Raw genomic sequence first — 20,513 nt, forward strand, 5'->3', positions numbered from 1 at the left:
CGGCCCCCGGGGCCGACGTCAGCTCTCCTTGCCGCGTCCCGTCAGCGCGTCGCGCATCCGGTCGACCAGACCGGCGCCCGGGGCCAGCAGCTTGTTGGCCGGGGGCTTGTCCGGCGCCGCCGGGTGCGGACGGGTCGGCGCGGTCTTCTTCGCCCGGCGCACCTTGTCGCCGAGCTCCATCAGGGCATCGGCGGGGCAGGCCGCTTCCAGCTGCGGGAAGAGGTTCTGCTCCTCGTCCGCCACGTGGGACCTGATCTCGTGCATCAGCTGCGTGACGAGCATGTCGAAGCGCGGGTCGTCCGCCGCGCAGCCCTCCAGGTCCTTCATGATCTGTTCGGCCTTGGCATGGTCCTCGAGCTCCTTGTCCGCCAGGGCGTCCCCGCCCGTAAGGTGCTCGCGCACCGCCGGGTACAGGTAGGCCTCCTCCGCGACGGAGTGGCGGACCAGCTCGATCACGGCCTTCTCGGCCAGGTCCTTGCGCTCCCCGGAGCCGGGCGGCAGCGCCTCGATCCGGCCGAAGATCTCCTCGACCTCACGGTGGTCGGTGGTCAGCTCCTGGACGACGTTTCCGCCGTGACCCATCCTCGTCACCTCCTGCGTGAACGCGGCGGCCCGTGAACGGCCGGCCGTCGCCGCGCCGAGTGCCCCGGGCGCGGCCCGCTACACGGTCCGCCGCGCCGGTCAGCGCGTCGAGCGGCAGGCGGCGGCCGTCCGGCCCGCGCCGGACAGCGCCCACTCCCACCAGTGGTCCAGCAGCCGCGGGGTCAGCGCCTCCGCGGCCACCAGCGCGGGCCAGCCCGCGGCGCGGGCCTGGGCGGTGACCTTGGCGCCGCCCGCGACCGGGTCGACCGCGATCACCGGGGTGCCGGTGCGCAGGCCCAGCACCAGGCCGTGCAGGCGGGTGGTGACGAGGACGTCGAAGCGTGAGACGAGGGCGAGGAACTGCTCGGCGGTGGCGCACAGCCGCCAGTCGTCGGTGGCCAGCCGGGTGTCGGCCGGCACGCGGGCGCAGTCCTTGCCCGCCAGCCAGCCGGTGATCCGCTCGTTCACCTCCGTGTGCCGCCGGCGCGCGCCGTACTCGCCCTGCCCGCCGGAGAGGGCCACCCCCGCCACGGGGGGCAGCGGGCCGGCGGGGGCGGTGGCGGCGAGATCGCGCCGGGCCGGGGCGGCGGTGCCGTCCCGCGCGACGATCACGTGGAAGCCGGTCGCCGCGGGGTCGGCGGGATCCACCACCGAGACCCCGCCCGCCAGTCGTCTCAAGGTTCTGAACCTGGTGTGCAGGGCGGCCACCTGCGGCCCGTGCACCGGCCCGCACACGAACAGCAGCGTGTCGTACGCCTCCGGATCCGCGGCCTCCAGTGACAGTTCAGCGGGGCGGAAGCCCGGACTCCATGCCGTGTCGTGGGGGATGCCCGCACGGGTCAGCGCGGCCGACATGTGCTGCTGGGCGAGTACGTCCCCGGCCGTCGCCTCCCCGTCGCGGAAGCTGAACCAGCCGGTGAGCAGCACCCTTTCCGGGGGCCGCCCGGGCCCGCTCAGCGTGCGCAGCACCACTGCCGAGACGTCGTCGCGCATGGGCCTCTCCACCGTGCCGGTGCCGTAGAAGTCGCGCGAGTACCCCTCATTTCGGACAATAAGAATCAAAAGTGTGAAACCAACTGGCAGGGGAACTCAGATCGCGGTGCCGTCCAGCCAGCGGCGGCCCTTCAGCCGGTCCTCCGGTCAGCGGGGACCCGGCCCCTGCCCCTCTCTTCCCAGCGGGCCCGCCGACACCGGACCCGGCGACGCGGTGCGCGCCGAACGCCCAGGCAGGAGCGTTCCCAGGGCGCGGACGACGTGGACGAAGGAACAGCCCCATGACTGGTGACACACCGTTCTCCTGGCGACGCGCCCTCGTGACCGGCGGCGCCGGCTTCCTCGGCTCCCACCTGTGCGAACGACTGCTGGATTCAGGCGTCGAAGTCGACTGCGCCGACAACCTGTGCTGCGGGCGGCGGGAGAACGTCGCCCACCTGGAGGACCGTCCCGGTTTCCGGTACGTCCACTGCGACCTCACCGACCCCGGCTGCCCCGAACTGCTGCCGGGACCGTACGGCCTGGTGCTGCACTTCGCCTGCCCGGCCTCGCCCGCCGACTACCTGCGCATGCCCCTGCAGACCCTCGACGTGGGCAGCCTCGGCACCCGCAACGCGCTGGCGGTCGCCGAACGCGACGGCGCCCGCTTCCTGCTCGCCTCCACCTCCGAGGTCTACGGCGATCCCCTCGTCCACCCGCAGCACGAGGGCTACTGGGGCAATGTCAACCCGATCGGCCCGCGCAGCGTGTACGACGAGTCCAAGCGGTTCGCCGAGGCCCTGGTCACCGCCCACGCCGGCGCCCGGGACACGGACGCCGGGATCGTGCGCCTGTTCAACAGCTACGGACCGCGGATGCGGGCCGACGACGGCCGCGCGGTCCCCACCTTCATCCGCCAGGCCCTGGCCGGCGAGCCGCTCACCGTCACCGGCGACGGAAGCCAGACCCGCTCCCTGTGCTACGTGGACGACACGGTCGACGGGGTGCTGCGGGTGGCCGCCAGCAAGTCCGTGCGGCCGGTCAACATCGGCGGCAGCGACGAGATCACCATGGCCGACCTGGCCCGCCGGATCGTCGCCCTCACCGGCTCCCGCTCGCCCGTCGCGTTCATCGACCGCCCCGTCGACGACCCCGGCCGGCGCCGCCCGGACACCACCCTCGCGCGCGAACTGCTCGGCTGGTCGCCGCAGGTGCCCTGGGAGGAGGGCCTGAAGCAGACCATCGCCTACTTCACCGCCCTGCCGCCGGAACGGCTCCCGCGCGCGCAGCCGCCCGCCCCGCAGTCCTGACCCCGCCCGCCCCGGCCCTGGAGACAGCGCATGCACGTCCTCGGTATCAACGCACTCTTCCACGACCCGGCCGCCGCCCTGGTCACCGACGGCACGGTCGTGGCGGCGGCGGAGGAGGAGCGGTTCTCCCGCCGCAAGCACGGCAAACGGCCCGTCCCGTTCTCCGCCTGGGAGCTGCCCGAGCAGTCGGCCCGCTGGTGCCTGGCGCAGGCCGGCCTCACCCCGTCCGACCTGGACGCCGTCGCCTACTCCTACGACCCGGCGCTCGCCCGCCCCGCCGAGCTGATGGGCCTGCACGACCCCTGGGACCACCTGAGGCAGGAGTACGCCCGCCAGGCCCCCGGCTTCCTCGCCGAGGCCCTGCCCGGACTCGACCCGGCGAAGGTGAGGTTCGTCCCGCACCACGTGGCGCACGCCGCCTCCGCCGGAGCGGTCTCCCCGTACCCCGACTGCGCCGTCCTCGTCCTCGACGGCCGCGGCGAATGCGGCTCCCACCTGGCCGGCCGCTACACCGGCCGCGAACTGACCGTCCTCGGCGCCCAGGAACTGCCCGACTCCCTCGGCCTGTTCTACGAGGACCTCACCCAGCACCTCGGATTCCTGCGCAGCAGCGACGAGTTCAAGGTCATGGCCCTCGCCTCCTACGGCACCCCGCGCTTCGCCGGCCGGCTGCGCGCGTACGTACGCGCCGACGACGCAGGCGGCTTCCGGGCCCGGCCGGTGCCCTGGGCCGAACTCGTCCCGCCGCGCCCCGCAGGCGGCGCCTGGAACCAGGACCACGCCGACCTCGCGGCGAGCGCCCAGCAATGCCTGGAGGACGTCATGCTGGCCCTCGCCCGGTGGCTGCGCGAGCGCACCGGCGAGGACGCGCTGACCCTGGCCGGCGGTGTCGCCCTCAACTGCGTGGCCAACACACGGCTGTGGCGGGAGAGCGGCTTCCGGCACGTGTGGGTGCAGCCCGCCGCCGGCGACGCCGGCACGGCACTCGGCGCGGCGGCGCACGTCGCCGGGCAGAAGGACGCCCTGGCGCCGATGCCGACGGCCGCCCTGGGGCGCGGCTGGAGCGACGCCGAGCTCCGCGCGTGGCTCCAGCGGGCCGCCGTGCCGTACGAGGAGCCCGCCGACATCGCCGAGACGGCCGCCGAGACACTGGCCGGCGACGGCATCGTGGCCTGGTTCCAGGGGCGCAGCGAGTACGGGCCGCGCGCGCTCGGGCACCGCTCGCTGCTCGCCCACCCCGGCAGGGCGGAGAACCTGGAGCGCCTCAACGCGGTCAAGGGACGCGAGGAGTTCCGGCCGGTCGCCCCCATGGTCCTCGCCGAGCGGGCGGCCGAGATGTTCGACGGGCCGCTGCCCAGCCCCCACATGCTGTTCGTGCACGACGTGGCCGCCGAGTGGCAGGCCCGCATCCCGGCCGTCGTCCACGTCGACGGCACGGCCCGCATCCAGACCGTGGACCGGGCCCGGGAACCCCTGGTGGCCCGGATGATCGACGCCTTCGAGCGGCGCACCGGACTGCCGGTGGTGGTCAACACCAGCCTGAACACCGCCGGACGGCCCATGGTCGACGATCCCCGCGACGCCCTGGAGTGCTTCGGCTCCGCCCCCGTGGACCTGCTGGCGCTCGGCCCGTTCGCGGTCCGCCGCGGGAGGGCGTTCGCATGACCGGATCGCCCGCCTACACCGTCGTGGTCCCGACCGTCGGCCGCCCCTGCCTCGCCGAGTGCCTGCGCGCCCTCGCCGACGCCGACGGGCACAGCCCGCACGAGGTGGTCGTCGTGGACGACCGGCCCGAGCCCGACGGCGGCCTGCCGCTGCAGGCGGCCGGGCGGCTCCTGGACCGGGTCCGCACCCTGCGCACCGGCGGCAGGGGCCCGGCCGCGGCCCGCAACGCCGGCTGGCGCACGGTCCGCACGCCCTGGACCGTGTTCCTGGACGACGACGTCCAGGTGCTGCCGGACTGGTCCCACCGGCTCGCCGAGGACCTCCGGAGCGCCGGCCCCGGCGTCGGCGGCGTCCAGGGACGGCTGCGTGTCCCGCTGCCCCCGGACCGCCGGCCCACCGACTGGGAACGCACCACCAAGGGCCTGGAGAACGCCGCCTGGGCCACCGCGGACATGGCCTACCGCACCGAGGCCCTGCAGCGGACCGGCGGCTTCGACGAGCGCTTCCCGCGGGCCTTCCGCGAGGACGCCGACCTGGCCCTGCGCGTGCAGCGGGCCGGCTGGTCCCTGATCCGGGGCAGCCGGGTCACCCGGCACCCGGTCCGCCCGGCGCACTGGTGGGCCTCGCTGCCCGCGCAGCGCGGCAACGCCGACGACGCCCTGATGAACCGGCTGCACGGCCGCGACTGGTGGGACCGCGCCGAGGCGCCCCGCGGCCGGCTGCCCCGGCACCTCGCGGTCACCGGCGCGGCCCTGGCCGGCACCGCCTGCGCCGTGGCCGGGCGGCGCCGGGCCGCGGCCGTCTGCGCGGCCCTGTGGGCGCTGGGCACCGCCGAGTTCGCCCTCGCCCGGATCCTGCCCGGCCCGCGCACCGCCCGCGAGATCGCCGGGATGCTCGGCACCAGCGTGCTCATCCCGCCCCTCGCCGTCCGGCACTGGGTGCGCGGCGTCGTCCGCCACCGGGACGCCGAACCCCTGGGAGGTGCCGCGTGACCGGACTGTCCGCCGTGCTGTTCGACCGCGACGGCACCCTCGTGCGGGACGTGCCCTACAACGGCGACCCCGACCGGGTCCGGCTGCTGCCCGGCGCCGCGGCGGCCGTCGCGCTCGCACGGTCCGCGGGCCTGGCCACCGGGGTCGTCAGCAACCAGTCCGGCATCGGGCGCGGACTGCTCACCACCGGCCAGGTGCTCCGCGTCAACCGGCGCGCCGACGAACTGCTGGGCGGCCTGGACGCCTGGCTGTTCTGCCCGCACGCCCCCGACGCCGGCTGCGGCTGCCGCAAGCCCCGCCCCGGACTGATCCGCGCCGCCGCCGCCCGACTCGGCGTCGAGACCGCCGCGTGCCTGGTCGTCGGCGACATCGCCGCGGACGTGCTGGCGGCCCGCGCGGCGGGCGCCCGCGGCGTGCTCGTCCCGAACCCGGCCACGGCGCCCGCGGAGGCGGCGCGCTTCGCGGCCACCAGCGCCCCCGACGTCCTCACCGCGGTGCGCAGGGCCCTCGCGGACGCCGCCCTCCCGGCCGGCTGGGCCGGACGAGGCCCCTCCCCCCGGGCGGCCACGAGAGGCGCGGGCGGTGCGGGACGGCGGTCCCCGCGGCACGCCCCGGGACCCGGAGGGCGGTGCCGATGAGATCCCTCGTGGTACGTCTCGACAGCTTCGGCGACGTCCTGCTCGCCGGCCCCGCCGTACGCGCCGTCGCCGCCCGCTCCTCCCACGTCACCGTGGTCTGCGGCCCCCGCGGCGCCGACGCCGCCCGGCTGCTGCCCGGCGTCGACGAGGTGCTCGTGTGGGAGGCGCCCTGGGAGGGCTTCGACCCGCCCCCGGTGCGCCCGGCGGACATCGACGCCCTGCTCGGGCGGCTGCGCGACGGCGCCTACGGCACCGCGCTCGTCCTCACGTCCTTCCACCAGAGCCCGCTGCCCACCGCGCTGCTCCTGCGGCTCGCGGGCGTCGGCCGCATCGGCGCCGACAGCGTCGACCACCCCGGCCGCCTCCTCGACGTACGCCACCGCCGGCGGGAGGGCCGGCACGAGGTCGAGGCCGCCCTGGACACCGCCGCCGCGATGGGCTTCGCGCTCCCGCCCGGGGACGACGGCCGGCTGCGCGTCCTGCCTCCCCCGGACACCGCCGGCCTCACCGGCCGCGGCCCCTACGTCGTCCTGCACCCCGGCGCCAGCGCCCCCGCCCGCGCCTGGAGCCCGCACCGGTGCGCAGAGGCCGTCGCCCTGCTCGCCGACGCCGGGCACCGCGTCGTCGTCACCGGCGGCCCCGACGAGACCGCCCTGACCCGGCGGGTGAGCGGCGACGCGGCCGTCGACCTCGGCGGCCGGACCTCCCCGCGCACCCTCGCCGGCGTGCTGCGCACGGCCGACGTCGTGATCAGCGCCAACACCGGACCCGCCCACCTCGCCGCCGCCGTCGGCACCCCCGTCGTCTCCCTCTTCGCCCCGGTGGTCCCGGCCGGCCGCTGGGCGCCGTACGGCGTCCCCGTCATCCTGCTCGGCGACCAGTCGGCGCCCTGCGCGGACACCCGGGCCCTCACCTGCCCGGTGCCCGGCCACCCCTGTCTGGACGAGGTCACCGGGCAGGACGTGGTGCGCGCGGCCCACAAGCTCATCCAGGAGCGGCACTCATGAACATCCTCGTCTGGCACGTGCACGGATCGTGGCTCACCGCCTTCGTGCAGGGCCCGCACACCTACCTCGTCCCGGTCACCGAGGACCGCGGACCCGACGGGCTCGGCCGGGCGGTGACCTGGGACTGGCCCCCCACCGTCCAGGAACGCACCCCCGGGGAACTGCGGGACTGCGACATCGACCTGATGGTCCTGCAACGCCCGCACGAACCGGACCTGGCCCTGCGCTGGACCGGCCGCCGGCCCGGCAGGGACGTGCCCGCCGTGTACGTGGAGCACAACAGCCCCGACGAGTCGGCCGAGCGGCAACTCCACCCGCTGGCCGGGCAGTCGGCCATCCCGATCGTGCACGTCACCCACTTCAACCGGCTGATGTGGGACAGCGGCCGGGCCCCGGCGGAGGTCGTGGAGCACGGTGTCATCGACCCCGGCCCGCTGTGGACCGGCACCCTTCGGCGGGCGGCCGTCGTCGTCAACGACCCCGTCCGCAGGGGCCGTACGACCGGCACCGACCTGCTGCCCCGGTTCGCCCGCTGCGCGCCCCTGGACGTCTTCGGGATGCGCACCGAAGGACTCGCCGGGCACCTCGGGCTGCCGCCCGAGCGCTGCCGCGCCCGGGACCTGCCGCAGTGCGAACTGCACCGCGAGATGGCCCGGTGCCGCCTCTACCTGCACCCCGTGCGCTGGACCTCGCTGGGCCTGTCCCTGCTGGAAGCCATGTTCCTGGGCATGCCGGTGGTGGCCCTCGACACCACGGAGGCCCGTGAGGCGGTCCCCGAGGGCGCCGGGGTGGTCTCCAACCGCCTCGACGTCCTTCAGGACGCCGTACGGGCCTTCCTCGCCGACCCGGAACTTGCCCGCCGCACCGGGCGGTCGGCCCGGGCCGCGGCCCTGGCCCGCTACGGAGAGCGGCGCTTCCTCGACGACTGGGAGCGCCTGATCAAGGAGGTCACCCGATGAGCCGCATTCCGCACACGGCCGGGCGCGTCGCCATGGTCTCCGAGCACGCCAGCCCGCTGGCCGCGCTCGGCGGACCGGACGCGGGCGGCCAGAACGTGTACGTGGCGCAGGTCGCCCGGCAGCTCGCCAGGAAGGGATACCGGGTCACGGTGTACACCCGCCGGGACTCGGCGGGCCTGCCGGACCGGGTGACCCTCATCGACGGCGTCCAGGTGGTGCACGTGCCCGCCGGCCCGGCCGCACCCGTGCCCAAGGACGAACTCCTGCCCCACATGGACGAGTTCGGTGACTTCCTGGCCCGGCACTGGGCGAAGAACCCGCCCGACGTGGTGCACGCCCACTTCTGGATGTCGGGCCTGGCCGCCCTGGCCGGCGCCCGGGAACGGGGCATCCCCGTCGTGCAGACGTACCACGCCCTGGGCACCGTCAAGAAGCGCTACCAGGGCGCCGCCGACACCAGTCCGCCGCAGCGCCTCGCCGTCGAGGAGGCCATCGGCCACGAGTGCGCCCGCATCATCGCCACCTGCAGCGACGAGGTCGCCGAACTGAAGGCCATGGGGCTGCCGGAGGACCGGATCAGCGTGGTGCCCTGCGGCGTCGACCCCGACCAGTTCGCCCCGGTCGCCCGCCCCCGCCCGCCCGGCGCCCGCAGACGGCTGCTGGCCGTCGGCCGGCTCGTGCCCCGCAAGGGCTTCGACCGCGCCATCCGCGCCCTGGCCGGCGTGCCCGACGCCGAACTGCTGGTCGCGGGCGGCCCCGAGGCCGACCTGCTCGGCGCCGAACCCGAGGCCGCGCGCCTCTACGGCGTCGCGGCCGAGCACGGGGTCGCCGACCGGGTGACCCTGCTCGGCGGGGTCGGCCGGGCCCGCATGCCCCGGCTGATGTCCAGCGCCGACCTGGTGCTGTCGCTGCCCCGGTACGAGCCCTTCGGGATCGTCCCGCTGGAGGCCATGGCCTGCGCCACGCCGGTCGTCGCCACCGCGGTCGGCGGACAGCTCGACACGGTCGTGGACGGCACCACCGGCGTCCTGGTCCCGGCCGACGACGACCACGACCTCGCCGCGGTGATCCGCGCCCTCCTCGCCGACCCCGACCGGCTCGCCCGCTACGGCGCCGCCGGCCGGGAACGGGTGCTCGCCCACTACACCTGGGACCGGGTGGCCGACGGCGTGGCCGGGGTGTACGGCGCCGTGTCCTCCATCCCCTCGCTCTCGGGAGTCGTCCGATGAAGACCGTCACCGTCACCGGCACCACCCACTGCGACGATCTCGCCAGGGCCCTGGAGACGTTCCGCGACCGCGGCCCGCTCGTCGAACGCTGGGGAACCGAACTCGCCCGGCGGCTCGGCTCCGGCGCGCGGCTCCTCGTCGCGGGCAACGGCGGCAGCGCCGCCCAGGCACAGCACCTCACCGCCGAACTCGTCGGCCGCTACCGCGACGACCGGCCGCCGTTCTCCGCGATCGCCCTGCACGCCGACACCTCCTCCACGACCGCCATCGCCAACGACTACGGCGTGCAGGAGGTGTTCGCCCGGCAGACCGCCGCCCACGGCCGCCCCGGGGACGTGCTCATGCTGCTGTCCACCAGCGGCGCGAGCGCCAACCTCCTCGCCGCCGCCGAATGCGCCCGACGCAGGGGCATGACCGTGTGGGCGCTGACCGGACCGGCCCCCAACCCGCTGCAGCTCGGCGCCGACGAGGCCCTGTGCGTCGACGCCCCCGTCGCCGCCACCGTCCAGGAACTGCACCTCGTAGCGGTGCACATGCTCTGCGAAGCCTTCGACCGGGCCGTCGAACGCGGCGAGAGGGACCCGGCCGGCGGTACGGGCCGCGCCGACGGGAAGCCGGCGCCCGACGGCAGGCCGGGGGTCGTCGGCCGGCTGGTCGGCCGCGCCCGCACCGTCGGCCGGGCCGCGGCCGGCACGCCCGTCGCCCCGAGGAAGGGACCCGCATGACCACCCCGCACACGCCCCTGGTCGTCGTCGGCGACGCCCTCCTCGACCACGACCTGTGCGGCCGGGCCGAACGGCTGGCCCCGGACGCCCCGGTACCCGTCGTGCACGGTGCCCGGCGCAGCTCCCGCCCGGGCGGCGCGGCCCTCGCCGCCTGCCTCGCGGCCGGCGACGGACGCCCCGTCACCCTGGTCACCGCCCTCGGCGACGACACCGCCAGCGACACCCTGCGGGAGCTGCTGGCCGGCCGGGTCGGGCTGGTGGAGGTGCCGCTGGACGGCGCCCTCTGCAGCAAGACGCGCGTCCTCGCCGGGGACCGGCCGCTGCTGCGCCTCGACGACGGGGACGGACGCGCGCGCGAGGCCACCCGGCACGCGGTGGCCGCGATCGCGTCGGCCGACGGCGTCCTCGTGGCCGACTACGGCCGCGGCACCGCCGACGTCCTGCGGGACGCGCTCGCGCACACCGACGCCCCCGTCGTCTGGGACCCCCACGTCCGCGGCCGGCCCCCGGTCCCCGGCGTCCGCCTGGCCACCCCCTCGGCACAGGAGGCCCGCGCCTTCGCCCGGCGGCTCGACGACGGAGAGGAGACCGGCGGCACGGCCGGACTGCGCACGGCCGCCCGGGACGCCCGCACCCTGGTGCGGGCCTGGCAGGCCCGGGCCGTCGCCGTCACCCTCGGCGAACGCGGCGCACTGCTCTCGCACGGCGAGACCCCGCTGCTCGTGCCCACCCCGGCCGCCGCCCCCGGCGACCCGTGCGGCGCCGGCGACCGGTTCGCCGCCACCGCCGCCGGGCTGCTCGCCGACGGCCTCCTCACCGAGGCGGCCGTCCAGGGCGCCGTGCACGCCGCCACCCGCTACGTCGCCGAGGGCGGCGCCCGCGCGGTCGCCGCCCCGCAGCGGCCGGAGCCGGCCGCGCCGCCCGCGGCCGACGGCGACACCACCGCCGACGCCGTGCGCACCGCCGCCCGCGTGCGGGCCGCGGGCGGCACCGTCGTCGCCGCGGGCGGCTGCTTCGACCTGCTGCACGCCGGGCACGTCGCCCTGCTCCAGGCCGCCCGCCGGGCCGGCGACTGCCTGATCGTCTGCGTCAACTCCGACGACTCGGTCCGCCGCCGCAAGGGCGACGGCCGCCCCCTCGTCCCGGCCGTCGACCGGGTGCGGGTGCTGCGCGCCCTGGAATGCGTCGACGCCGTCGCCGTCTTCGCCGAGGACACCCCCGAACGCATCCTCGGCGAACTCCGCCCCCACATCTGGGCCAAGGGCGGCGACTACGCCCGGACCCGGCTGCCCGAACAGCCCCTGGTGGAAAGCTGGGGCGGACAGGTTCTGCTGCTGCCCTACCTCGACGGCCGCTCCACCACCGGCCTCGCCCGCCGCGCGGCCCGCACCCCCGCGCCCGCCCCGGGACACCCCGAATGACCCCGGCCCACCGCACGCACACCCGGCCCGGCCGAGCGCCCCGGGCACACCGGCCCGGCACCCGTCACCGGCCGACCCGCGCGGTGAGCGTGCCGGCGAAGGCGCCGGTCCGCGGTCCGGGGCGGCCGGTGAGTGTGCCGGCGGAGGTGCCGGTCCGCGGTCCGGGGCGGCCGGTGAGTGTGTCGGCGGAGGTGCCGGTTCGGGGTCCGGGGCGGCCGGGGGGCGTGCCGACGATGGCAGCGGGGGGCCGTCCGGGGCGGCCGGTGAGCGTGCCGGCGGAGGTGCCGGTCCGCGGTCCGGGGCGGCCGGTGAGTGTGCCGGCGGAGGTGCCGGTTCGGGGTCCGGGGCGGCCGGGGGGCGTGCCGACGATGGCAGCGGGGTGCCGTCCGGGGCGGCCGGTGAGTGTGCCGGCGGAGGTGCCGGTTCGGGGTCCGGGGCGGCCGGTGAGTGCGCCGGCGGAGGTGCCGGTTCGGGGTCCGGGGCGGCCGGTGAGTGTGCCGGCGGAGGTGCCGGTTCGCGGTCCGGGGCGGCCGGGGGGCGTGGCGGCGAAGGCCCCGGTCCGCCGTCCTGAGCCGGCCGGAAGCGCGGCCGTCCGGGCCCTTCTGTGCGCCTCGCGCGGGCGTGGCTGGTCGGCCGGCGCGGTGAGCGTGCCGGCGAAGGCGCCGGTCCGCCGTCCTGAGCCGGCCGGAAGCGCGGCCGTCCGGGCCCTTCTGTGCGCCTCGCGCGGGCGTGGCTGGTCGGCGGGCGCGGTGAGCGTGCCGGCGAAGGCGCCGGTTCGCCGTTCGGGGCAGCCGGGGAGCGCGGCCGCCCAATTCTTCACGCGGGCCCCGCGTCGGGGTGGCTGGCCGGCCGGGGCGGCGAGAGTCGAGGCGACGGCACCGGTTCACCCCGCCGAGCCGGCCCGTAGCGCGGCCGGGCCCGTGGCGCGGGCCCGGCGCCTCGGGGATCCGCCCGAGGGCGCGGGGGCCGCCGCGGAGCGGATCCCGGCCCGGCGGACCTCCCTCTCCGGGCGCTCCGTACGCACGTCAGGAGCCGTCCGGTGACCGCCGCCGCCCCGCACCCCCCGACCGTCCTCGTGCTGCGCGCGCTCGGGCTCGGCGATCTGCTGGCCGGTGTGCCCGCGCTGCGCGGAGTCCGCCGGGCCTTCCCCGGGCACCGGGTCGTCCTCGCCCAGCCGCCGGGCCTCACCGAGCTCGCCCTGGCCACCGGCGCGGTCGACGCCGTGTTCCCGGCCGAGGCGCCGCACCGCGCGGTGCCGTCCCTCGCCCACTGGCCGGGCCCGCCGCCCGACGTGGCCGTCGACCTGCACGGCGACGGCCCCGAGAGCCGCGACGCCCTGGCCGCCCTGCGTCCGCGCCGGCTCCTCGCCCACGCCTGCCCGGACGGACCGCCGTGGCAGGGGCGGCTCAACGAACGGGACCGCTGGTGCGCCTTCCTGCGCGGCTACGGCATCCCCGCCGACCCCCTGGACCTGCGGCTGCCCCGGCCCGCCACGCCGTCCCCGGCGCCGGGCGCGGTGGTCGTGCACCCCGGCGCGGCCTCCGGTTCGCGCCGCTGGCCCGCCGAGCGGTTCGCGGCCGTCGTCCGCAGCCTGCGCGCCGCCGGACACCGCGTGGTGCTCACCGGCGGCCGCGGCGAGGACGCCCTGGTCCGCTCGGTCGCCGAGCGCGGCGGCCAGCGGGCCGCTGACGTGCTCGCCGGCGGGCTGCCTCTCGGCGAGCTGTCCGCCCTGGTCGCCGCGGCGTCCCTGGTGCTGAGCGGCGACACCGGCGTCGCCCATCTCGCGGTGGCCCACGGCACCCGCTCCGTCACCCTCTTCGGCCCGGTCTCCCCGCGCCTGTGGGGTCCGCCCCCGGGCCCGGACCACCTCGCCCTGTGGCAGCCCGGCCCGCCCGGCGACCCGCACGGCCGCCTCCCCGACGCCCGCCTGCTGCGCATCCGCGCCGAGGAGGTCGCCGCGGCCTGCCTGACGCTGCTGCGCGACGCGCGCGGCCGGCGGCGCCCGAGCGGACCGGAGGCGGCGCATGTCCACTGAGCACGCCCCCCGCCGCAGCCGCGGACGCGCCGCCGCGGGCGATCCGAGGACGACCGTCGCCGTCATCACCCGCGACCGCCCCGCCAGCCTGCTGCGCACCCTGGACGTCCTGGCCGCACTGCCCGAGCGGCCGCCGGTCGTCGTCGTGGACAACTCCCGCGGCGACGCCACCCGCCGGGCCGTGGCCGGCCACCCGGCGGTCGCCCGCCTGGTGCTGCCCGCCGCCAACACCGGCGCCCTCGGCCGCAACCTGGCCGCCCGCCACGCCCGTACCCCCTACGTCGCCTTCAGCGACGACGACTCCTGGTGGGAGCCGGGCAGCCTCTCCCGCGCCGCCGACCTCCTGGACGAGCATCCCCGGCTGGGTCTGCTCGCCGCCCGCACCCTGGTCGGTGAGGAGGCCGCCGAGGACCCCCTCAACGCCGTCCTCGCCGCCTCGCCCCTGCCGCCCGAACCGGACCTGCCCGGCCGCCCCGTGCTGGGCTTCCTCGGCTGCGCCTGCGTGGTGCGCCGGGAGGCGTTCCTGGGCGTCGGCGGCTACCACCCGGTGCTCTTCTTCGGCGGCGAGGAGACCCTGCTCGCCTACGACCTGGCCGCCGCGGGCTGGGGCGTCGCCTACGAGCCCACCCTGTGCGCCCACCACCACCCCGAGGACCGCGGCCGCACCGGCCGTCCCTCCCTCGTCCGGCGCAACCACGTGCTCACCGCCTGCCTGCGCCGCCCCTGGCCGGTCGCCCTGCGGGCCGGCGCCGACCTGGCGCTGGCCGCCGCGGCCGGCCGCCCCGGCGCACGCCGCGCCCTGAAGGAGACCCTCGTCCGGTTCCCGGCCGCCCTGGCCCGCCGCCGGACCCTGCCCCCGCACGTCGAACACGCCGCCCGCCTGCTCGACCGGGAGGCGGCCGGACGCCCGGAGGGAGACACCGCCCGATGACCCGGACCGCCCCCGACGACCGCACGACCGTCGTCGTCATCACCCACAACCGCCGTGACGAACTGCTGCGCACCCTCGCCCTGCTGCGCCGGCTGCCCGAGCGGCCGCCCGTGATCGTCACCGACAACGCCTCCACGGACGGCACCGCCGAGGCGGTCGCCCGGGCGTTCCCGGAGATGACCCTGCTGCGCCCCGGCCGCAACCTCGGAGCCGTCGGCCGCAACCTGGCCGTCCGGCGGGTGCGCACGCCGTATGTGGCCTTCTGCGACGACGACTCCTGGTGGGAGCCGGGCAGCCTGCGCCGGGCCGCCGACCTGCTGGACGGGCGACCCCGGCTCGCGGCCGTCACCGCGCGGATCGTCGTCGAACCGGACGGCGTCGAGGACCCGGTCGTGCGGGAACTGCGCGAGTCGCCGCTGGCCGGCCCCGACTGGCTCCCCGGACCCGCCCTCGGCTCCTTCCTCGCCGCCGCCACCGTGCTGCGCACCGAGGCGTTCCGCGCCGGCGGCGGCTTCCACCCCGGACTGTGGCTCGGCGGCGAGGAGGAACTGCTCGCCTGCGACCTGCAGCGCCAGGGCTGGTGGCTCGCCTACGCCGAGGAACTCACCGTCCACCACCAGGCGTCCGTGCGCCGGGACAGCACCGCCCGCCGTGTCCTCGGCATCCGCAACACCCTGTGGTTCACCTGGCTGCGCCGCCCGCTGCTGCCGGCGCTGCGCCGCACCGGGTACCTCATCCGCACCGTGCCACGGGACGCCGCCTCCGCCCGCGCGATCGCCCACGCCACCGCCGGACTGCCGTGGGTGCTGCGCCACCGCGACCCCGTGCCGCCGCACCTGGAGCGCCGCCTGGCCATGCTGGAACGGGCCCGCAAGGACTCACCCGCACGGCGGTACATCGGCTGAACGGTCAGCGGTCACCGCCCGGGCGGCCCGAGCCGTCGGAGAGCGTGGGCCTCCCCCCGTCCACGTCCGCCCCGGCTCCCCGGCCGGCCGGCGCGGGGCCCACCGGACCCGGCCGGCGACCGCGCCCGGCCGGTGCCCCGCCCCGAGCGGTGGATGGCGCGCCCGAGGGCGGGGACCTACCGTGCGGAAAAGAGGGCGAAGGCCAGGCGGAGGCCGCACGACTCCGCCGACTCCGCCGACTCCTCCGACTCCTCCGTGACGTCCCGACGTCCTGTCTGGGTGATGCCATGAGACCCTCCCCCGGCCGGCCGGCCGCCCCGGCACCCGTCATCGGGTCCTCCGTCATCGGGTCCTCCGTCATCGAGTCCCCCCTCGTCGACGGGCTGCCCGCCGGAGGCGCCGTGCTGCTGCGCATGGCGGGCAGTCTGGACGCCGACGGAGCCCGGGCCTGGGCACAGGAGCTGCGCGGTCACCTGGAACGGGCGGACCGCGCGGGGCTGCGTCCCGTCCTCGACATGGCCCATGTGCAGCTCGGCGGCGCCGCCGTGCTGCGCACGCTCAGCGAGACGACCCGTGCCCGTGCCGGACTGCCGGACCTGATCGTCGTCCGGGCCCGGCCGGGCGTCCGCGAGGCGGTGCACCTGGCCCGCCTGGACGGCGTCCGGCTGTACGCCACCCTGGACGAGGCCCTGCACGAACTGGCGCGCGCCGCCTCCCCGGTGGAGGAGCTGCCCGCCTGGCAGTCCCGGATGGCGGACCCGCTGCGGCCCTCCTACGAGGACCTGCACAAGGAGGTCCGCGCGCTGCGCGCCCGCGTGCGCACCGCGCCGGTGATCGGCATGGCCCAGGGCGTGCTCATGGTCCGCTACGGCCTGCCGGACGGCGGCGCCGCCTTCCGGGCCCTGCGCGACGCCTCCCAGCGGTTCAACGTGCCGCTGCGCGTCCTCGTCTCCGCCCTGCTGGTGGCCCGGCCCCCGGACGGCGGGGTGTGGTTCCCGGGCCGCCGCCCGCCCGTGCCGCCGCTGCGGCTCCTGGCGCGCGACGGCCGGGACCCGCGCTGCCGCAGGCGGATGATCGACGCCGTGCTGCACGAGGCGCTGGCCGCCGGGCGGGCGCCCGGCGGCCTGGTGCTGGTCGTGGATCCGGCCGTGAACGCGCTGACGCCGGAGAGCCACCACGGCTGCGCGGACGCGCTCCTCGACCGGTTCTGGCGCGGCCGGGCCGGCGGCTCGGCCGAGGAGGCCTCCCGGATCCGGCGCCGCCCGGTCGGCGTCCCCGACGTCGCCACGGACGGGCAGCTGCCCGAGGACGCCCGGCGCGCCCTGCTGGCCTGCGGCGTCCGCGCCCTGCACAGCGTCCCGGCGCTGTCCTCGGCCGGTTCCTGCACCGGCGTGATCACCCTGCACTGGCCCGACGCCGGACACGTGCCGGCCCCCGCCCGGGCCGAGACGCTCACCCTGCTCGCGGCCGACACCGCGGCCTGGCTCGGCTGGTACCACCGCGCGGTGCTGCCGGACGCCCTGGAGCACGTGCACCGGCTGCTGTCCCGCGACGCGCCGCGCACCGGGTCCCAGGGGTGTGCGTCACTCGCGTCCGGCTGGGCACCCGTACCCCGCACGGATCACGTACCACCGGAGGGAGTGCGGCGCATGTCCGATCCGCAGCAGCCCGAACAGCGGCGCAGCGACAAGGGGGGCGCCACCCCGCAGGACAGCGGCGAGCTGAAGGCCCGCCAGTCGCCCGGCGGCGGCGCGGGCGCCCGCCCGCACGGCACGGACAAGGGAGCCAAGGGCGGGGGAGAGGGCGGCGGGGTGCCGCCGGCGCAGCAGCCCGATCACCCCTGACCGCACGCGGCGCCCGCCTTCCCGGACGGCCCCTCACCGGGGCCGTCCGGCACGTCCGGCACGTCCGGTGCGCCTGCTGCGCGGTGCGTCCGGGCCGTCTGCCGGGGTGCGCCCGCAGGCACTACGCTCCAAGGTATGCGGATCTCCGTCTCCTCCGACATGGACGAACCCGTGGCCCGTCTCCTGGTCGCGGAACTGCGACGCCGCGGCCACGACGTCCGCGAGCACGGCGCGCTGCGGCCCGGAGCCGACGCCCAGTGGGCATTCTGCTCCGAGGCCGCCGCCCGCGAGGTGGCCGGGGGAGCGGCGGACCAGGCGGTGGTGTGCTGCTGGACCGGCACGGGCGCGTCCATCGCGGCCAACAAGGTGCCGGGGGTGCGGGCGGCCCTGTGCACGGACGCAGCCACGGCGGACGGCGCCCGTCGCTGGAACGACGCCAACGTCCTCGCGCTGAGTCTGCGGCTGACCTCCGAGCCGGTGCTGAAGGAGATCCTCGACGCGTGGTTCGCGGCCGAGCCCAGCGAGGATCCGGAGGACCGGCGCAACCTGGCCCGCGTCGCCCGCCTGGACGCCTCCCGCGACGGCTCGTAGGGGCGTACGGCCGCCCGGCACGGGTCCGGGCGGGATGCGCGGTGGACGGGGGACCGGCGAGAGGGACCGGGGCGCGCGCGGAGCGGCGGGGCCGCGGCTCAGTGCGCGCCGAGGCCGCCGCCGCCGAACGAGCCGCTGGACCCCCTGCTCCAGCGCGGGCGCTCCTCGGACTCGCTGGGTTTGGTGTCCATGTTGGTCAGTTCGTACGGGGTGAGCGGGCGTCCGCCCTTGGGGATCTGCGGCACCTCCGCGGACTCCCGGTTCTGGCGTACCTCGTGGACGGCGCCCTCCGGTGGCAGCTGGGGCTGTTCCTCGGGGCGCGGACGCGGCGACTCGTGGTACTTGATGCGGGAGTTCATCCAGAAGCCGCCGGCGAGCAGCGCCAGCACGCCCACGGCCACGACGAACATACCGAGGCTGAGCAGACCGCTCGCCGCGGCGAGCTGCGTCGATGCGGTGTTCATAGCACTGGAATACCCCCCTGTAACGGGTCGAACCAGGACACTGTGGGTGCCCGGTGGGTGATGCACGGCGACCGCGCGCCGCCGGACCGGGGCCCGCGTCATCGGCCGGAACAGACCCCCGCCGGCCCGGCGCCAGGGGTTTGTGCCCGCGCGCCCCGGCTACCCGCACGGTGTGACACCGCCGACTTCGCAGCAGCTCTACCGGTTCCTGGAGGACCGTTTCTCCTGTGCGCAGGCGTGCACGGAGTGTGCCCGGGCCTGCGCGGTGCGGGCGAGCCTCGTCGACCCGGACGGCACCGAGCGCCAGGAACGCGTGCGCCGGCTCGGCATCATGTGCGCCGAGGTCTGCGACGCCACCTGCCGGGTGCTGTGCGAGGAGAACAACCAGGACGAGGAGGCGATCCGGGTCCGGGTGGAGTGGTGCCGCTCGGTGTGCCTGGAGTGCGCCCGCGCCTTCGACGAGCATCCCGGCGCCGAGTCCGCCGCGGCGACCTGCCGCGCCTGCGCCGACGCCTGCACGGCCTTCCTGGAGACCCTGCGGCGCTGAGGGGACACCCCCTGAGCGCGCCGGCCGGCCGCGCCCGCCGGAACCCCGGCCGCGCCGTGCCGCACCCTGGCCGCCGTGGATCACCGCGTGCTACGAAGGACCATGTCCGCGAACGAGGGAACCCGCGCGTACGACGCCGTCGTCGTCGGCGGCGGTCACAACGGCCTGGTCGCCGCCGCCTACCTGGCCCGGGCCGGCCGGTCCGTGCTGGTGCTGGAGCGGCTGGACCGCACGGGCGGCGCCGCCGTCTCCACCCGCCCGTTCGACGGGGTGGACGCCCGCCTGTCGCGTTACTCGTACCTGGTCAGCCTGCTGCCGCGGAAGATCGTGCGCGACCTGCGGCTGGACTTCCGCCTCCGCACCCGCGGCATCTCCTCGTACACCCCCGCGGAACGGGACGGGCGGCCCACCGGCCTCCTCGTCGGCGGAGGCGAGCAGCGCACCAGGGAGGCCTTCGCCCGGCTGACCGGCGGCACACAGGAGTACGAGGCCTGGCGGCGCTTCCACGGCATGACCGGCCGCGTCGCCCGGCAGGTCTTCCCGACCCTCACCGAGCCCCTCCCCACCCGCGACGAGCTGCGCCGCCGCATCGGCGACGACACCGCCTGGCGGGCCCTGTTCGAAGAGCCGATCGGGGTGGCCGTCGAGAAGACCTTCGCCGACGACCTGGTGCGGGGCGTCGTGCTCACCGACGCCCTCATCGGCACCTTCGCCGACGCCCACGACCCGTCCCTCGCGCAGAACCGCTGCTTCCTCTACCACGTCATCGGCGGCGGCACCGGCGCCTGGGACGTGCCCGTCGGCGGGATGGGCGCCCTCACCGACGCGCTCGCCGCCGCCGCCCGCGCGGCCGGGGCGGTCATCGCCACCGGCCACGAGGCGGTCCGGATCGACACCGACGGCGTCCGCGCCGAGGTCGCCTACCGCACCGCCGACGGCGAAGGCGCCGTCGCCGCCCGGCACGTCCTGGTGAACGCCTCCCCGCGGGAACTGGCCGCCCTCACCGGTGACCCGGCGCCCGAACCCGCCGAGGGAGCCCAGCTCAAGGTCAACATGCTGCTCACCCGGCTGCCGCGGCTGCGTGACCCCGACGTCGACCCGCGCGAGGCGTTCGCCGGCACCTTCCACATCGCCGAGGGATACCGCCAGCTGGCCACCGCCCACGCCCAGGCCGCCGCCGGCGCGCTGCCCGCCGAGCCGCCCTCGGAGATCTACTGCCACTCCCTGACCGACCCGACCGTCCTCGGCCCCGACCTCGCCGAACGCGGCTGCCAGACCCTCACCCTGTTCGGCCTGCACACCCCGGCCCGGCTCTTCGACCGGGACAACGACGCCGTCCGCGAGGAACTGCTGGCCGCCACGCTCGCCCAGCTCGACGCCCACCTCGCCGAACCCCTCGCCGACTGCCTCGCCACCGACGCCGACGGCCGGCCCTGCATCGAGGCGAAGACCCCCCTGGACCTCGAACGGGACCTGCGGCTGCCCGGAGGGCACATCTTCCACCGGGCCCTGTCCTGGCCGTACGCCCAGCCGGACACGGGCCGGTGGGGCGTGGAGACCCGGCACCCCAACGTGCTGCTGTGCGGAGCGGGCGCGGTGCGCGGGGGAGGGGTCAGCGGAGTACCCGGGCACAACGCGGCGATGGCCCTGCTGGAGCGGCGCTGACCGCGTCGCGGCGCCCCGCCGCGCACGGCGG

19 protein-coding genes are annotated in these 20,513 nt (G+C 77.2%); 16 read left to right on the forward strand and 3 right to left on the reverse strand.

The features are described 5' to 3' along the window. Positions 1-18 precede the first annotated feature (18 nt). Together ABZ261_RS21825 and ABZ261_RS21830 are read right to left on the reverse strand one after the other, a co-directional pair. On the reverse strand, positions 19-582 hold the full coding sequence (locus ABZ261_RS21825; protein WP_356861568.1) for a hemerythrin domain-containing protein: 564 nt from the start codon (positions 580-582) through the stop codon (positions 19-21). 99 nt (positions 583-681) lie between these two features. Then, a complete protein-coding gene (locus tag ABZ261_RS21830; protein ID WP_356861570.1) occupies positions 682-1,575 on the reverse strand; it encodes a polysaccharide pyruvyl transferase family protein in 894 nt (297 codons plus the stop codon). Between the two features lie 281 nt (positions 1,576-1,856). Here ABZ261_RS21830 and ABZ261_RS21835 point away from each other — a divergent pair, with 281 nt between their 5' ends. From ABZ261_RS21835 to ABZ261_RS21900, 14 genes are all read left to right on the forward strand, one after another. Then, positions 1,857-2,864, forward strand: coding sequence for an NAD-dependent epimerase/dehydratase family protein (locus tag ABZ261_RS21835; protein WP_356861572.1), 1,008 nt, complete (start codon positions 1,857-1,859; stop codon positions 2,862-2,864). 30 nt (positions 2,865-2,894) lie between these two features. After that, on the forward strand, positions 2,895-4,529 hold the full coding sequence (locus ABZ261_RS21840; RefSeq protein ID WP_356861574.1) for a carbamoyltransferase C-terminal domain-containing protein: 1,635 nt from the start codon (positions 2,895-2,897) through the stop codon (positions 4,527-4,529). Then, positions 4,526-5,521: a glycosyltransferase gene (locus ABZ261_RS21845; RefSeq protein ID WP_356861576.1), complete on the forward strand. Its 996-nt coding sequence runs from the start codon at positions 4,526-4,528 to the stop codon at positions 5,519-5,521. Before ABZ261_RS21840 ends, ABZ261_RS21845 begins: the two co-directional genes overlap by 4 nt. Beyond that, a complete protein-coding gene (locus ABZ261_RS21850; protein ID WP_356861578.1) occupies positions 5,518-6,159 on the forward strand; it encodes an HAD-IIIA family hydrolase in 642 nt (213 codons plus the stop codon). Before ABZ261_RS21845 ends, ABZ261_RS21850 begins: the two co-directional genes overlap by 4 nt. Next, on the forward strand, positions 6,156-7,166 hold the full coding sequence (locus ABZ261_RS21855; protein ID WP_356861580.1) for a glycosyltransferase family 9 protein: 1,011 nt from the start codon (positions 6,156-6,158) through the stop codon (positions 7,164-7,166). Before ABZ261_RS21850 ends, ABZ261_RS21855 begins: the two co-directional genes overlap by 4 nt. Next, entirely contained in the window at positions 7,163-8,125 is a 963-nt protein-coding gene (locus ABZ261_RS21860; protein ID WP_356861582.1) for a glycosyltransferase, read from the forward strand. The genes ABZ261_RS21855 and ABZ261_RS21860 overlap by 4 nt, the downstream gene beginning before the upstream one ends. Then, positions 8,122-9,354: a glycosyltransferase gene (locus tag ABZ261_RS21865; protein WP_356861584.1), complete on the forward strand. Its 1,233-nt coding sequence runs from the start codon at positions 8,122-8,124 to the stop codon at positions 9,352-9,354. Before ABZ261_RS21860 ends, ABZ261_RS21865 begins: the two co-directional genes overlap by 4 nt. After that, the gene (locus ABZ261_RS21870) at positions 9,351-10,079 is read left to right on the forward strand and encodes an SIS domain-containing protein (RefSeq protein WP_356861586.1); all 729 of its coding nucleotides are present in this window, start codon (positions 9,351-9,353) and stop codon (positions 10,077-10,079) included. Before ABZ261_RS21865 ends, ABZ261_RS21870 begins: the two co-directional genes overlap by 4 nt. After that, the gene (locus ABZ261_RS21875; protein WP_356861588.1) at positions 10,076-11,500 is read left to right on the forward strand and encodes a PfkB family carbohydrate kinase; all 1,425 of its coding nucleotides are present in this window, start codon (positions 10,076-10,078) and stop codon (positions 11,498-11,500) included. The genes ABZ261_RS21870 and ABZ261_RS21875 overlap by 4 nt, the downstream gene beginning before the upstream one ends. A gap of 1,039 nt (positions 11,501-12,539) precedes the next feature. Next, positions 12,540-13,535, forward strand: a complete 996-nt coding sequence (locus ABZ261_RS21880; protein WP_356861590.1) for a glycosyltransferase family 9 protein — start codon at positions 12,540-12,542, stop codon at positions 13,533-13,535. Further along, positions 13,525-14,466: a glycosyltransferase gene (locus ABZ261_RS21885; protein ID WP_356861592.1), complete on the forward strand. Its 942-nt coding sequence runs from the start codon at positions 13,525-13,527 to the stop codon at positions 14,464-14,466. The genes ABZ261_RS21880 and ABZ261_RS21885 overlap by 11 nt, the downstream gene beginning before the upstream one ends. Next, positions 14,463-15,371, forward strand: coding sequence for a glycosyltransferase (locus ABZ261_RS21890; protein ID WP_356861594.1), 909 nt, complete (start codon positions 14,463-14,465; stop codon positions 15,369-15,371). The genes ABZ261_RS21885 and ABZ261_RS21890 overlap by 4 nt, the downstream gene beginning before the upstream one ends. Positions 15,372-15,658: 287 nt before the next feature. After that, on the forward strand, positions 15,659-17,215 hold the full coding sequence (locus ABZ261_RS21895; protein ID WP_356861596.1) for an ANTAR domain-containing protein: 1,557 nt from the start codon (positions 15,659-15,661) through the stop codon (positions 17,213-17,215). A 135-nt stretch (positions 17,216-17,350) separates the two neighbouring features. After that, positions 17,351-17,806, forward strand: a complete 456-nt coding sequence (locus ABZ261_RS21900) for an RpiB/LacA/LacB family sugar-phosphate isomerase (protein ID WP_356861598.1) — start codon at positions 17,351-17,353, stop codon at positions 17,804-17,806. A 98-nt stretch (positions 17,807-17,904) separates the two neighbouring features. On the opposite strand, the gene ABZ261_RS21905 is transcribed toward ABZ261_RS21900, so the two are convergent. Then, positions 17,905-18,270, reverse strand: a complete 366-nt coding sequence (locus ABZ261_RS21905; protein ID WP_356861600.1) for a DUF6479 family protein — start codon at positions 18,268-18,270, stop codon at positions 17,905-17,907. A 172-nt stretch (positions 18,271-18,442) separates the two neighbouring features. Here ABZ261_RS21905 and ABZ261_RS21910 point away from each other — a divergent pair, with 172 nt between their 5' ends. Further along, complete coding sequence (locus ABZ261_RS21910; RefSeq protein WP_356861602.1) at positions 18,443-18,817, forward strand: ferredoxin; 375 nt, start codon at positions 18,443-18,445, stop codon at positions 18,815-18,817. A gap of 102 nt (positions 18,818-18,919) precedes the next feature. Then, positions 18,920-20,482, forward strand: a complete 1,563-nt coding sequence (locus ABZ261_RS21915) for an NAD(P)/FAD-dependent oxidoreductase (RefSeq protein ID WP_356861604.1) — start codon at positions 18,920-18,922, stop codon at positions 20,480-20,482. Positions 20,483-20,513 lie beyond the last annotated feature (31 nt).

It is taken from the genome of Streptomyces sp. NPDC006193 (assembly GCF_040613915.1).
GTDB lineage: Bacteria > Actinomycetota > Actinomycetes > Streptomycetales > Streptomycetaceae > Streptomyces.